General features: G+C 65.7%; 15 protein-coding genes. 10 read left to right on the top strand and 5 right to left on the bottom strand.

Annotation, left to right across the window (positions count from 1 at the left end):
* Window positions 1–17: 17 nt before the first annotated feature.
* The 3 genes from ACNO8S_RS12615 to ACNO8S_RS12605 form a co-directional block, all read right to left on the bottom strand.
* Window positions 18–575, bottom strand: a complete 558-nt coding sequence (locus ACNO8S_RS12615; protein WP_420182025.1) for a cysteine hydrolase family protein — start codon at window positions 573–575, stop codon at window positions 18–20.
* 1 nt (window position 576) lies between these two features.
* The gene (locus ACNO8S_RS12610; RefSeq protein ID WP_420182024.1) at window positions 577–1,398 is read right to left on the bottom strand and encodes a YqcI/YcgG family protein; all 822 of its coding nucleotides are present in this window, start codon (window positions 1,396–1,398) and stop codon (window positions 577–579) included.
* 98 nt (window positions 1,399–1,496) lie between these two features.
* Complete coding sequence (locus ACNO8S_RS12605; RefSeq protein WP_129755585.1) at window positions 1,497–3,374, bottom strand: PINc/VapC family ATPase; 1,878 nt, start codon at window positions 3,372–3,374, stop codon at window positions 1,497–1,499.
* A gap of 119 nt (window positions 3,375–3,493) precedes the next feature.
* On the opposite strand from ACNO8S_RS12605, the gene ACNO8S_RS12600 reads away from it, so the two are divergent.
* The 6 genes from ACNO8S_RS12600 (at window position 3,494) to ACNO8S_RS12575 (ending at window position 9,466) form a co-directional block, all read left to right on the top strand.
* On the top strand, window positions 3,494–4,576 hold the full coding sequence (locus tag ACNO8S_RS12600) for a M20 family metallopeptidase (protein WP_129755584.1): 1,083 nt from the start codon (window positions 3,494–3,496) through the stop codon (window positions 4,574–4,576).
* A 98-nt stretch (window positions 4,577–4,674) separates the two neighbouring features.
* Entirely contained in the window at window positions 4,675–6,177 is a 1,503-nt protein-coding gene (locus ACNO8S_RS12595) for a carboxypeptidase M32 (protein ID WP_420182023.1), read from the top strand.
* 89 nt (window positions 6,178–6,266) lie between these two features.
* A complete protein-coding gene (locus ACNO8S_RS12590; RefSeq protein ID WP_014041260.1) occupies window positions 6,267–7,241 on the top strand; it encodes a methyl-accepting chemotaxis protein in 975 nt (324 codons plus the stop codon).
* A 98-nt stretch (window positions 7,242–7,339) separates the two neighbouring features.
* Window positions 7,340–8,155, top strand: a complete 816-nt coding sequence (gene ubaA, locus ACNO8S_RS12585; protein WP_014041259.1) for an SAMP-activating enzyme E1 — start codon at window positions 7,340–7,342, stop codon at window positions 8,153–8,155.
* Between the two features lie 113 nt (window positions 8,156–8,268).
* A complete protein-coding gene (locus tag ACNO8S_RS12580) occupies window positions 8,269–8,640 on the top strand; it encodes a DUF5658 family protein (RefSeq protein ID WP_050007092.1) in 372 nt (123 codons plus the stop codon).
* Between the two features lie 67 nt (window positions 8,641–8,707).
* Entirely contained in the window at window positions 8,708–9,466 is a 759-nt protein-coding gene (locus ACNO8S_RS12575) for an alpha/beta fold hydrolase (protein WP_064288760.1), read from the top strand.
* A 24-nt stretch (window positions 9,467–9,490) separates the two neighbouring features.
* Here the strand turns inward: ACNO8S_RS12575 and ACNO8S_RS12570 are convergent, their stop codons facing one another.
* Window positions 9,491–10,402, bottom strand: a complete 912-nt coding sequence (locus tag ACNO8S_RS12570) for a cobalamin-binding protein (RefSeq protein ID WP_191450066.1) — start codon at window positions 10,400–10,402, stop codon at window positions 9,491–9,493.
* Window positions 10,403–10,497: 95 nt separating this feature from the next.
* On the opposite strand from ACNO8S_RS12570, the gene ACNO8S_RS12565 reads away from it, so the two are divergent.
* On the top strand, window positions 10,498–10,977 hold the full coding sequence (locus ACNO8S_RS12565; protein WP_004591044.1) for an RNA-binding protein: 480 nt from the start codon (window positions 10,498–10,500) through the stop codon (window positions 10,975–10,977).
* A 26-nt stretch (window positions 10,978–11,003) separates the two neighbouring features.
* Here ACNO8S_RS12565 and ACNO8S_RS12560 read toward each other — a convergent pair whose 3' ends face one another.
* Complete coding sequence (locus tag ACNO8S_RS12560; protein WP_014041255.1) at window positions 11,004–11,423, bottom strand: hypothetical protein; 420 nt, start codon at window positions 11,421–11,423, stop codon at window positions 11,004–11,006.
* Window positions 11,424–11,566: 143 nt separating this feature from the next.
* On the opposite strand from ACNO8S_RS12560, the gene ACNO8S_RS12555 reads away from it, so the two are divergent.
* From ACNO8S_RS12555 to ACNO8S_RS12545, 3 genes are all read left to right on the top strand, one after another.
* Window positions 11,567–11,926, top strand: a complete 360-nt coding sequence (locus ACNO8S_RS12555) for a cell division protein SepF (protein ID WP_014041254.1) — start codon at window positions 11,567–11,569, stop codon at window positions 11,924–11,926.
* Window positions 11,927–12,049: 123 nt separating this feature from the next.
* Window positions 12,050–12,994, top strand: coding sequence for an ABC transporter ATP-binding protein (locus ACNO8S_RS12550; RefSeq protein ID WP_014041253.1), 945 nt, complete (start codon window positions 12,050–12,052; stop codon window positions 12,992–12,994).
* On the top strand, window positions 12,991–13,758 hold the full coding sequence (locus tag ACNO8S_RS12545; protein WP_014041252.1) for an ABC transporter permease: 768 nt from the start codon (window positions 12,991–12,993) through the stop codon (window positions 13,756–13,758). The genes ACNO8S_RS12550 and ACNO8S_RS12545 overlap by 4 nt, the downstream gene beginning before the upstream one ends.
* The last annotated feature ends 221 nt before the right edge of the window (window positions 13,759–13,979 follow it).

Raw genomic sequence — 13,979 nt, 5'->3', positions numbered from 1 at the left:
GTTCACGCAGCCGCTGGTTACAGCGACGCGACCACGTCGTCCGTCGTCGCGATCTCCGCGAACTCACCGCGCAGTTGCGCCAGCGCAGTCCGGTGAACGAGCGACGGCTCGAAGCGTTCGCCGTCGAGCGTGCGGTCGAACGTCGCCGTCGCGTCGCCTGGGACGACGACGTCGAAGCCGCGGTTCTCGGCCATCCGAGTCGTCGTCGAGACACAGTGGTCGGTCGTCAGGCCACAAACAACGAGCGTCTCGTGGTCCCGTTCGCGGAGCCACGCCTCCAGTCCGGTGTCGACGAACGCGCCGTTGACGCGCTTTTCAAACGTCGCTTCTCCCGGTTCGGGCTCCAGTTCCGGCTTGAACGCGAACCCCGGTTCGCCGTGCCGGAGCGGCGAATCCGGCTCCGTCGAGTTGTGCCGGACGTGAACGACCGGGAGCCCGCGCTCTCGCCACGCGGCAAGCAGGCGCGTCGCGTTCGCCTCGGCGTCGGGGTTGCTCCGCGTCCCCCACGCCGGGTCGTCGAACCCCTGCTGGAAATCCACCAGCACGAGTACCGGCGTCTCGGGCAGTGCGACCATTTCAGTCGGCCGGCTCCGGGGCGGGCGTCCCGATGAGCCACTTCGATTTCGGGTGCTCTCGTGTCACGGTTATCGGACAGTCGTCCGGCGACGCGTCCTCGTCCGACGACAGCATGTACTGGGGCCACTCCCGATCGCCCTCGACGCCCCAGTCGCCCAGGTCGGCGTGGGGACAGACGCCGTCGTACTCCTCCAGCCGTCCCTGGATGATATTGCGGGCGTGCTGACCGGCCTCGGTGTCGGCCGTGACGTTCAGGTCCTCGAACAGCGCCCGGGGCTGGAACGTAACTTCCAGCCCGACCGGACAGTAGCGGCTCTTTCGCGTGTCGTAGAACGGTGCGCGGCAGGTCGGAAACATCGGCTTGCCGCCGAAACAGAACTCCCAGTGAGGGTCGTCCGGGTCAGTCGGAATATCCTCGGGCCACGGCTCCGGGTCGTGGACGTGGAGGAACTGAAGAATGTGCCAGAGTCGGTCGTGGTACTCGGCCTCTGTCAGTGGCCGTTCGGGTGGCCGGAAGAAGGTCACTAGCGAGGCCCGCTCGCTGTGGTCTTGGTAGGTGTCAAGGTACTTCAGGAGCGTCTGGCCGAGGTCGAACAGCGCGTCCGGGTCGCTCATCGACGGGACAGCTGTGTACAGCGGCTCGCCGTCCCGAACCGACTCCGCGCCGAAGAAACAGGGGAACGGGGAGCCGTTCCGCTCGCCGGTCAGCCCCTCGCGGAACGTCTGCCAGTGGTCGGCGACCCAGTCGGGCGCGACCCCGCGCTCCACGCGGGCAGCCAGTGTCTCTTGGTCTTGTACGTTCCCGACGACTGCGTCGGTCATGGCTAGTCGGTCGTGTTCCACCGGAATTTAGCTGTCGTTTTCGCCGGCTCGGCCCCATTTCTCGGCGATAACCGCACGACCGGCTTGCTCGCCGAACCCTACGACGGCACGACGGTAATCGTGCTGCCGCGGTCGATCGCTCGCTCTAGTTCCTCGGCGATGCCCGACCCGCGCGAGACCTGAATCTCGCCGCTGCGGGAGACCGTCGCGGTAAAGAGGTACTCACCGTCGGCCTGCAGTTCGACCGTGTCGCCGGCGTGGCCGTCCAACGGGACGATGACGTGCCGGGAGGTGACTTCCGGCTGGACGATCTCGCCCTGCTTGCCGCCGGATTCGGTCTGGGGGCCACCGGAGGGACCTGACGGCCGTTCCTCGAAGGTCCGCACGTCGATGTCGATGCCGAGGCGGTTCTCCACGTCGGAGATGCGGCCGCCGCCCTTCCCGATGACCTGCGAGATGTCGTCGTCTTCGACCCAGACGACGGCGGTGTTCGGACCGCGGAGTTCGACCTCGACGTGGCCGCGGGCGATGGACCGGATCTCGCGTTCGACCTCCTGCTTGGCGAGGCGGTCGACGCCGGAGTCCTGCTCGTCCTCGTCGTCGCCCAGCGGGACCGTGACGACCTGGTTGTTGAAGGTGTAGATCTCGAACTCCGGCCGGTTGGTCTCGAAGTCCTTGACCATGATGACCGGTCGCGCGAGGTCCTCCTCCATGAGCCCCTGCGGGACCTTGACTTCGGTCGTCACGTCGTAGACCGTGTCGACCTCGCCGGCTTCGATGTAGACGACGGTGTCGACGATCTGGGGGATGAGACCCAGTTCGACGCGGCCGATGAGCCGCTGGAGCGCGTCGATGGCGCGGGTTGCGTGGACGACGCCGACCATGCCGACGCCGGCCAGGCGCATGTCCGCGAACACCTCGAAGTCGTCCGTTTTGCGAACCTCGTCGTAGATGGTGTAGTCCGGCCGGACCATCAGCAGCGAGTCGGCGGTCTTCTCCATGGAGCCGCCGAGTTCGGTGTACTGCGTGATGTTCGGGCCGACCTGGAGGTCCCGTGGCTTCTCCATCGTCTTGACCGCGTAGTCGGCGTCGACGAGGAACTCCCCGACCGCCTGGGCGAACGTCGATTTCCCGGCCCCGGGTGAGCCGGAGATGAGGACGCCGCGCTGGTGTTCGGTGAAGCGGTCACGGAGCTGGTCCGCGTACTCGTAGTCGTCCAGTTCGGTCTTGACGATGGGCCGGACGGCCGTGATTTCCAGTGCGTCGGCGAAGGGCGGCCGCGCGATGGCGATCCGGAAGTCCCGGAACTGGGTGATCGTCATCCCGGGCTCGTCGAGTTCGAGGAAGCCGTCCGGCGAGGCGCGCGCGCTCTCCTCGATGTCGGCGGCGTACTCCCGTAGCTCACTTTCGGTTGCAGGGTCGTCGCGGATCGGCGTGTACTGCATGTCGCCGATAGAGCCCTTCTTGGCGTAGGGCTGGACGCCGACCTTGAGGTGGACGCTCATCGTCCCCTCGTCGAAGAAGTTCTCGATCTGCAGGCGGTCGACCGTCCGCTTGACCGGCTCGACGAACTCCACTGCGAGCCCTTTCGCGCGGGCCACCTGGGCCTGCACGTCGTCGCTGGTCACGAGCGTGGCACCGCGGTCACCGGCGATGTCCCGGATGAGCGCGTCGATCTGCCCCTCGCCGGCCTCGCGCTTCTCGATGGCGTCGGGTCGTCGGCCCACGTACTCCACGTCGATAGTACCCCCCTCGGCCAGGTCGACGAGCGTCTGGAGCTCTTCAAGGCCCTCCCAGCCCGTCTCGCGGCCGTCGTTCGCCTGTGCTTCGAGTTCGCCGACGACGGCTTCGGGGACGACGACCGTCGCGCCGGCAAAGCCCATGCCGTCGACGTCGGTGTCGGGGTCGGCATCGGCCTTCACTTGGTCGGACACGCGGCCGTCGATGACCACGCTCGTGTCCGGTACGATTTCCATATCGGCCGTTGGAGACTGCCGTTGATAAGGGTATGGAGTCCGTGCCCTCTCCGTCCCTGCCGTCCGCGGGCAGGCTCACCTGCCCCGGATTTTTGCCGCTCCGGCACACGACCCACGGTATGGAGACGCTGCCGTCGCTGACTCGTGCCCTCGTTTCGATCCCCAGTCACGACGACGAAGCGGCTGCTGGGGAGTACATCCTGACGTGGCTCCGGGACCACACCGATGCGCAAGTCACCCGCGACGACCACGGGAACGTCATCGCCCGCAAGGGCCAGGCCGACGACTCGCTCGCCTTCGTCGGCCACCACGACGTCGTCCCGCCGGACGAGTCCCAGGTCGACGCCGACGGCGAGTACGTCGTCGAGGAACGCGACGGCCGTCTCTACGGCCGGGGCGCAGCGGACATGAAGGGGTGTGTCGCCGCGGCGTTGCTGGCCTTCCGGGACGCCGACCCCGCTGGCGAACTGATTTTCGCTTCGTTCGTCGGCGAAGAACAGGGCGGCATCGGCTGTCAGGCCGCCATCGAGGACGGCTTCGCGCCCGACTACGCCATCGTCGGTGAGGGGTCGACCGGCTACTCCGCACCAGGAACGACGGACGTGGCCGTCGCCCACAAAGGCCGGCGGGGATCGACTATCGTCGCCGAGGGCGCGGCGGCCCACGCCAGCGAACCTGAAGCCGGCGCGAACGCCATCTACCGCGCGACCGACGCCGTCGACATGGTCCGGGACCTCGACTTCCCCGAGACGACCGTCCTGGGCCACGAAATGAGCGGGAGTGTCGCCGTCACAGAAATAGATGGCGGCTCGGCCTGGAACGTCATTCCCGAGCGATGCGAGGTCACCGTCGACGAGCGGACAGTCCCGGGCGAGCGCGCGCCGCTGGACCGGGTCGAAGCTATCGACGGCGTCTCCTGGCGCGTTGATCAGGACCTCCCGCCGATGGCCTGTGGCGACGCCGACTTCGCGGAGCGGGTGCTGGACGCCGCTACCGCCGCGCAGGACGCGACACCTGAACACGTCGTCAAACCGCACGCGACCGACGCCGGCTGGCTCGCCCAGGCCGGGACGGACTGCGTGATTGTCGGCGCGGCCGAACCCGGCGAGGCCCACACTGGTGATGAGAGCGTGTCGCTGGCTGTGTTGGAGCGGTGTCGAGACATCTACGAGGACGTTGCCGAGTCGTGGCCGCCCGAGTGACTGTCGGCTGTTCCGCGCTGCCCTGATGTGTCCTGTTAGCTAGTGCACCCCTTACCGGCGGCGTCGGGCCTTTACGGTCACCGGCCTAACGCCGCCGTATGGCAACAGCGAGCGAGGACAGCGAGTCCACGTACGAGCAGTTCCTGGATCACGTCCGCCGCCTCCACTACGTCGAGGACGCCGGCGGCGTCCTCAACTGGGACCAGCAGGTGATGATGCCCGACGCCGGCACGCCGGCCCGGGCGAAACAGACCTCCGCCATCTCGACGCTCCATCACGATCTGCTTACCGACGACGATCTGGCCGACTGGCTGGACGAACTCGACGACGCCGACCTCGACCCCGAACAGGAGGCCGTCGTTCGGGAGGTCCGGCGGGACCACGAGCGGGCCACCAGGGTCCCCGCAGACCTTGTCGAACGCCTCTCCGAAGCGTCCTCGAACGCCCTGCCGGTCTGGAAGGAAGCCAAGGCCGAGGACGACTTCGACGCCTTCGCCGACACGCTCGAAGAACTGGTCGAACTCCGCCGGGAGTACGCCGCCGCCATCGACCCCGACCGCGACCCCTACGAGGTGCTGTTCGAGGAGTACGAGCCGTATCTCGGCATCGACACTGCCGAGGAAGTACTCACGAACCTCCGCGACGCGCTCGTCCCGCTCATCGACGACATCGCCGACAGCGACGTGACGCTTGCCGACCCATTCGAGGGCACCTACGACGACGACACCCAGCACGACCTCGTCGAGACAGCGCTTGACACGCTTGGCTACGACTGGGACCGCGGCCGCCTCGACACCGCTCCCCATCCGTTCTCCATGGGGACGCAGTTCGACGCTCGCGTCACCACTCGCTTCACCCCCGAGGACCCGCTTGACGCGCTCGGCTCGACCATCCACGAGTTCGGTCACGCCACGTACACGCTCGGCCTGCCACAGGAAGCGTACGGCACGCCGCTGGGCGACAATCGCGACCTCTCGGTCCACGAGTCACAGTCACGCTTCTGGGAGAACCACGTCGGCCGCTCGCGGCCGTTCTGGGACTTCTTCACCGAGACGGCCAACGACCATCTCGGGACCGACGCCACCGCCCAGCAGTTCTACGAAGCGTTCAACGAGGTGTACGACGACAACCTCATCCGGGTCGAAGCGGACGAACTGACCTACCATATGCACATCATCGTCCGCTTCGAAATCGAGCGAGACCTCATCCGTGGGGACCTCGACGTCGAAGACGTGCCAGAGGTCTGGAACGACAAGATGGAAGAGTATCTCGGTATCCGCCCCGACACCGACGCCGAGGGCTGCCTGCAGGACATCCACTGGACCAACGGGGCCTTCGGGTACTTCCCCACCTACACGCTCGGGTCGGTGCTGGCCGCGCAACTGGACCACCACGCTCGGCAGGACATCGACGGCTTCGACGACCACGTCCGCACCGGCGAGTTCGGCCAGATTCACGACTGGCTCACCGAGAACGTCCACCAGCACGGCGCACGCTATCGGACTGACGACCTCGTCGAAGAAGCGACGGGCGAGTCCTTCACCGCCGAGCACTTCCTCGACTACGCCGAGGAGAAGTACCGCGCGCTGTACGACTGCTGACACGACGGTCGACGAACCCCGTTCCAGATATCGACTCTGATACTATTGGGCAACTCGTTTTATATTCCCCTCCCATTGTGACGACTACTATGGCTGAGAGACCGACGGAAAATGTAACGAACCAAACAGGGACGGGGATCGACACGGACATCCAGGACGACGTCGCGGAGAATATCGACACGGAGGCCGGCTACAGCCACACTGCAGCGAGCGAGATCCAGACGATGCTGGCCGAGCTGGAGGGCACGTCGGTCGGAATCGCGGAGGAAACTGCCGAGATCCGCGAACAGGCCGCCGAGCAGTACGAGGGACTGACAGACATCGCAAACGAGGTGTCGAACCTCTCGGCGTCGGTCGAGCAGATCGCCTCGTCGTCCGAAGAGGTGTCCGCGGCCTCCCGCGAAGCAAAGGAACTCGCCGAACGCGGGCAGGGGAACGCTGACGACGTCCACGAGGCGATGGAGAACATCCAGCAGGCGGCCGACAGCGTCGCCGAGGACGTCAAGACGATTCAGGAGAGCGTCGAGGAGATCGACGAGATCGTCGACGTCATCAACGACATCGCCGACCAGACCAACATGCTGGCGCTGAACGCGTCCATCGAGGCCGCTCGCGCCGGTGAGGCGGGCGAAGGGTTCGCCGTCGTCGCAAACGAGGTCAAGAGCCTCGCCGAGGAGTCACAGGAGCAGGCGACGACCATCGAGCAGATGATCGACGGCATTCAGGACGACACCGAGAACGCCGTCGAGAGCCTCGAAGAGAGCAACGAAGAGATCGACGACGGTATCGACACTGTCGAGGAGTCGACCGAAATCCTCGAAGAGATCGACGACACCGTCCGCGAGGTCAACAACGGTATCGAGGAGGTCGCTACGGCGACGGACCAGCAGGCCGCCTCGACCGAGGAAGTGGCCAGCATGATCGACCAGTCCACGGACGCAGCCGAGGATATCGCCGACGGTACGGCCGACATCGCCGAGGAATCCGATGAGCAAACCGACCTTCTCACCGACATCAATCAGGCGATAGACGATCTCGTCGCGGACCTCCAGCGCAACAACTGAGCGGCGAACTGTCCCGGCTGTTCGGATCAGCTCTGCGTCCCGAACGTGCCCCCCGCGACGAACCCGTCGTTTATTTCTCCGGGTGGCGTACGGCCACTATGCGACCGGATCTGGATCCAGAACAGCTTGACCGGTACTCCCGGCATATCATCATGAACGACGTGGGGCCGGAGGGCCAGGCCGCGCTGCTTGACACCGACGTGCTGGTCGTCGGGGCCGGCGGCCTCGGCGCACCGGTCCTCCAGTACCTCGCGGCTGCGGGCATCGGGCGGCTGGGTATCGTCGACGACGACGTGGTCGAGCGGTCGAACCTCCAGCGGCAGGTCATCCACGGCGACGACGATGTCGGCCGACCGAAGGTCGACAGCGCCGCCGAGTTCGTCACCGGCCTCAATCCCGACGTGACTGTCGATCGCCACGACCTGCGGCTGGCGCGGGAGAACGCGACCGACCTGGTAGCCGACTACGACATCGTCGTCGACGCCTCCGACAACTTCGCCACGCGGTTCCTCGTCAACGACGCCTGCACGCTGTCGGGGACGCCCTTCACCCACGGCGCGATTTTCCAGTTCGAGGGCCAGGTAACGACGTTCTCCGGCGACAGTCCGTGTTACCGCTGTCTGTTCCCCGAAGCGCCGCCGGAGGGAACCGTTCCCGACTGCGCGACCGCGGGCGTTCTCGGCGTCCTGCCGGGCACTATCGGGTGCATGCAAGCGACCGAGGTCGTCAAGCTCGCGATGGACTACGGCGAGACGCTGGAGGGGCGACTCGTCGCCTACGACGCCGCCGAGATGTCCTTCGAGGAAATCCCCGTCGCCGCCAACCCCGACTGCCCGGTGTGTGGCGAGGACCCGGCCATCGCGAGCGTCGCCGACGCAAGCTACGAGGGACGCTGTTCGCTCGCCGAGGACTGACCGACTCGCTCTGTACTGACCGGCTCGCCCTGTACTCGCCGCCAGTTTTCATGGCTGATACTGTGGAAGCGAGCTTTATGCGCCGACAACCGCGAGTATCGGTATCCCCTCACATGTCCAGCCCTGACCACGCATCGCATCCCCTCTCGGTTCGCCTCCAGATGCCCGGCTACGTCGAACTCGTGTTCTCGCTGGTGCTCGTCTGGGGCTTCGGCGATGCGCTGTCGACGCTGTTCGCCGCGCAGTTTGCCGGGCCGGGGCTGGAAGCAAACCCGTGGATACGGACCCTCCTTATTCACGAACCGCTGCTCGTAATCGCTTTGAAGATGGCCGTCGTCCTCTACGTCGGCGTCGTCCTGCTGGAGTGTCGCGACGTGGTCGAGCGGGTCCCGCTGTGGCGGGCCTGGTTTCTCTCGGTCGTGGCCCTCGGTGTCGTCGTCGTTCTCGGGAATACCTACGTCGGGCTGGTCGCTGCGGTAGTGTGACGCGAGAACGACTCCGTTCTGTCGATTCACAACGCTTTCGCACCGTCCCCCCGGAGTATCTGGCCCAATGGAGACACTCACGTCACCCGACGGGACCGCCATCGCGTACGACCGCCCTGGCGACGGACAACCGGTCGTGCTGGTGCATGGAACGACCGGCACGTCGGCGGTCTGGGACCGGTTTCGCTCTCAGTTACCCGACGGCTACACGCCCGTCGCGGTGGATCGGCGGGGCCGAGGCGAGAGCGGCGACGCCGACGACCACTCGCTCGCCCGCGAGGTCGACGACGTGGTCGCACTGATCGATTCGCTCCCGGGTGACCCAGTGCTGTTCGGTCACTCCTTCGGGGGGCTCTGTGCGCTGGAGGCCGCCAGAGAGACCGATATCGCCCAGCTAATTCTGTACGAACCGGCGATACTGGTCGGCGATCACCGCGACGGCGCACCGCTCGCGCCACGGCTCCGGGGCCACCTCGACGCGGGCGACCGTGAAGCCGTCATCGAGGCGTTCTTCCGCGAGACGAGCACCAGCGGCGACCCCTCGCAGTGGCCTACCGCCGAGCGTGCGCCGCTGGCCGAGACGGTCGTCCGGGAGAGCGCGGTCGTCGGGTCCTACGAACTCCCGGACTCGCTCACGGTCGATGCACCCACGCTACTCCTTGCTGGGTCCGAGAGTCCGGCGTATCTCCGCGACGGAATTCGGGCAATCGACGACGCGATGAGTGCTGCCACGTTCGTCGAACTATCCGATGTCGGCCACGTCGGTGTCTGGCGAGCCCCGGAAAAGGTCGGCGCGGCGGTTCGCTCGTTCCTCCCCGACCGCTGATGCCGCGTTCGGTACCCTGACAGTTTACGCCCGGAGCGCCGGCAGGTCTACAACCACATCTTGTGGCGGCGTCTCGAACAGGTCCGGGTGACACAGCGCCGCCAGGAACTCAAGCGTGTCCACGAGGCGCGGCCCCGACCGATTTACGTAGTGGTGGCCGTCCATGACGTACGCCCGGCCGTCCCGGACCGCAGTCAAATCGTCGAAGCCGGGCCGCTCGGTCAGGTCAGCGATGTTCTCGCGGGTCTGTGCCACGTCGAAGCCACAGGGCGCGGCCACCAGCACCTCGGGGTCGTAGTCGACGACCTCCTCCCACTCGCGGGGCCGGGAGTGAGCGCCCGCCTCTTCCATTCCATAGGTGCCGCCGGCTTTCCGGACCATCTCTGGCACCCAGTGCCCGCCGACCATCACCGGGTCGAGCCAGTCGAGCACCGCCACGCGGGGCGTCGTCTCGGCCCGCGCCGCTGTTGTCTCCACTGCTGCGACGCGGTCACGGAGGTCCGCGACGAGTTCGGCGGCGCGCTCGTCGCGCTTGATGGCTGCACCGACCCGGTGGATGGACTCGAACAGGTCGTCGAGGCTGTGGACGTCCAGCGTCAGCACGTCGGCGTCCAGTCCCAGTTCCTCGACAGCCTCAGCGACCACCACGTGGTCGACAGCACACACGTCACAGACGCCCTGGGTGACGATGAGGTCGGGGTCCAGTTCTGCCAGCGTCTCGCGGTCGATGGCGTAGACGCCGCCGTCCTCCTCGGCGGCCGCGACCTGCTCGTTGATCTCGCCGCTTGAGGCCGTCGGGTCGACGTGCGAGCGGTTGACTGACGGCTTCTCGCGGGCCGCCGGCGGATGGTCGCACTCGTGTGAGACGCCGACCGGCTCGACGCCGAGCGCGTAGACGATTTCCGTCGCCGAGGGCAGCAGCGTGACGACTCGCATACCCTGACCTTAGCCCGCGCGGACAAAAACCTGCGTCCGCCACACCGTCCGCACGGTTCGTTACGCTTACCCTCTGTCGCCGAGGAGACGCGGGTATGGAAGTCAAGTCGCGACACCACCTCCGTTCGGACGAGGTCGACACCATCACGACGGCGCTGTCGGACAACCTCGGTGTCGAACTCGACGCGGACAGCTTCGAGAAGGTCGAGTTCGACGACAGCGACTGGGACGTCGTCCTCGTCGATGGCGACCCGCTCGTCCTCTATCTGAACGGCGAACCGTTCCTGACCGTTCAGGGAGCTAATCAGTACCCGCCGGAGAAACACATCGTCACCGTGGACGCCGGGGCCGTCTCCTTTGTCTCGGACGGCGCTGACATCATGCGGCCGGGTATCACCGAGGCCGACGACGACATCAGCGAGGGCGACCTGGTCGTCATCAACGAGGAGTCCCACGGGAAGTTTCTCGCTGTCGGCCGCGCACAGACCGACGGCGACGACATGGTCGGCGACAGCGGAAAAGTCGTCAAGTCGCTGCACCACGTCGGCGACGACCTCTTCGAGTTCTCGGTGTAGCGCAGTCCACTGGTATCGCACTCCAGTCACACCAGCGGCCGAAGCCCGAACCGGTCGAGGGTACGGTCTATGCCGATTCTAGCAACCGCTTCGGCCACGCCAGCGCTCACGGCCACCCCGAGCAGCAGTGGCCAGACGGTGAGATACGACGACAACGGGTGGAGATGCGTCCCGTAGAACCACTGCGACACCGTGTTGCCAAGCAGCCAGAGCGTCACGAGGACTGGCGTAACAAGCGAGAGGCGGCTACAGAGATACAGCGGGACGGCACCTGTGAGGACCATCCCAACGGCGGCGTAGCCGGCCCCGAACGCGAGTGTCGTCGGGTCCTGCGACGAGAAATGGACGCCGCTTGCAAACAGCCACGACAGCACCCCGATGGCATAGACGACGCCACCGACGGCTGCGACGGTGCGGGGAGTCGTTCTGATGGAGGGCGGGCGCATCGCTGTCGGTGTTTGCTCCGCCGCTGAATAACGTTTTGTGTGGGACTCGCTGTTCCTGCTCGCCACCACGGCCGATCAGGGGTGCTGTGGCGACACGTTCGATGGACGAAAAGTTGAAACGGGTAGCGCACGCCGTGAGTGACATGGGACTGATGAGCAAGATCCTCGGGGAGTCTGGATCCTCTCGGAACACCGAGGATTACGTCGAACTGAACGCGAACGAATTCGAGATGACCGGGACGGAACTCGAACGCCAGGTTCGGATCGCCCGTATCAGCGACAAGCAGGACGTCATCGACATCAAAGACGCCGTCTACGACGGTGACGTGGTCGTCGCGGACATCACGCGCCACTCCACGCAGGACCGTACGATGGAACACATCAGCGACGAACTCAAGCAGGTCGCCAACGAGGTCGGTGGCGACATCGTCCAGAAGGACGACGACCAGCTCATCATCACGCCGGCTGGCGTCGGCATCTCCCGGGAACGCCTCGGTCAGTAGGATTGTGACAGCCCGGCCAACGGGACCTCGCCGTTCGGTCGATCTTGTCAGCTTGTATCAGTCTAACTGCCGGTTTTCGGGGGCTTCAATGCGTTTTTCGGTGTCGCCACGCTAAGGGCGGCAATGACTGAACCGGCGATACGCGCCAGTGGATTAGGGAAGCGCTACGGCGACGTCCAGGCGCTCGACGACCTAGAACTGACAGTCGAGCAGGGCGAGTTCTTCGGGCTGCTCGGGCCGAACGGAGCCGGCAAGACGACGTTTATCAACACGCTGGTCGGCCTCGTCCACAAAGACGCGGGGACCGCCGAGGTGTTCGGCTTCGACGTGGAGGACGACTACCGGGAGGCCCGCGACCGCATCGGCGTCGCGCCACAGGAGTTCAACGTCGACCGTTTCTTCCCCATCATCGAGGTGCTCGAACACAAGGCGGGCTACCACGGCATCGGTCGGGCCGAGGCCCGGGAGCGCGCCGAAGACGCGCTGAAGACGGTCGGTATCTGGGACAAGCGCGACACACGCTTCGACTGGCTCTCCGGCGGAATGAAACGGCGGTTCGTCCTCGCGCGCGCGCTCGTTTCCGACCCCGACCTGCTCATCCTCGACGAGCCGACGGCCGGGGTCGACGTCCAGCTCCGGCACGACCTCTGGGATATTATTAACCGGATGAACGACGCTGGGACGACGATTCTGCTGACGACCCACTACATCGAGGAGGCCGAACGCCTCTGTGACCGGGTCGCAATCATGGACGACGGGCGGAAAGTCGAAGTGGCGACCCCCGACGACCTGATGGCCCGCGGGACGGACACTATCGTCCTCGAACTCGCCGAGATGCCGCGGACGGCCCCGCGACTCGACGTGGAGGGGATCACCGACGTCGAACTGACTGACGAGGGTCTGGCTGTCACGGCGATGGGAGGGAGCCAGACCGCGCCGGCGATCATGCGCGACCTCGAAGCGCAGGGTCACACCGTGACCTCGCTCGATATCCGCCGCGCGTCGCTCGAAGAGGTGTTCGTCGACATGACCCGCGACGACCGCGAGTACGCGGAGGTGTCCGCATGAACGCGAACGCGACGCAGTTCCTGACACTTGTTCGGCGGGAAATCCTCCGGTTCGTCCGCCGGCCGTACAACACCTTCCTCCCGCCGATTATCACGAACGCGCTGTATTTCTCCGTGTTCGGCGTGATTCTGGGGAGCCGGATTGGGGAAATTGCGGGCGTGAGCTACCTCCAGTTCGTCCTGCCCGGACTGGTCGTACTCGGGGCCATTTCGGACAGTTTTGAGAACGCCTCCTTCACTATCTTCCACGGGCGCTGGAACGACTACATCCAGGCTGTTCTCACTTCTCCGATGTCGAACCGGAGCATGGTGGCCGCCTATGTCTCGGCCAGCGCACTCCGGGGGGTCGTCACGTCACTGCTGATCGTCGGTGTGGGCCTGATATTCACCTCGGTTCCCGTCGCCAACCCCGTGTATCTCGTCTCGTTCCTGCTGGTGATTACCACACTGTTCGGCGGGCTCGGCGTCATCGGCGGCCTCTGGGCGAGCGACTTCGACTACCTGACAGTGATGAACCAGTTCATTCTCCGGCCGCTGGTGTTCTTCGGCGCGGTGTTCTACTCGCTCGAAGTCCTCCCGGCGTTCTGGCGGAACGTCTCGCTTCTCAATCCCATGGTGTACATGGTCAACGGCGTTCGCTACGGCATGATCGGCGTCACCGAAATCGATCCGAACACGTCGCTGGCCGTCCTGACCGGGACGACCGTGGTCGTGCTGTCAATCGACTACGTGCTGTTCAAGCGCGGTTACGGGCTCGCCGAGTAGCGCCGTTCTGACTCTCGAATCTTTCCGATCAACGGCTGCATTTTGTCGTCGATATCGCGCCGATGAAACGGGAATGCCGGCTCGGTAACTGACCTGGCCGCGCTCGAATGCCGGATTGGGTCCGCTCCGGCGGGCGGACAAACTATGACAGGCTGCCCCGGAGCTGGCTCCGTGGCAACACGAGGGGTGTCTCGTGCCCCGGATACTTGTGCGCGCCTCCG

Source organism: Haloarcula sp. KBTZ06 (genome assembly GCF_048595605.1).
GTDB classification, from domain to species: Archaea; Halobacteriota; Halobacteria; order Halobacteriales; family Haloarculaceae; genus Haloarcula; species Haloarcula hispanica.
This window is presented reverse-complemented; position numbering and strand designations above follow the sequence as displayed.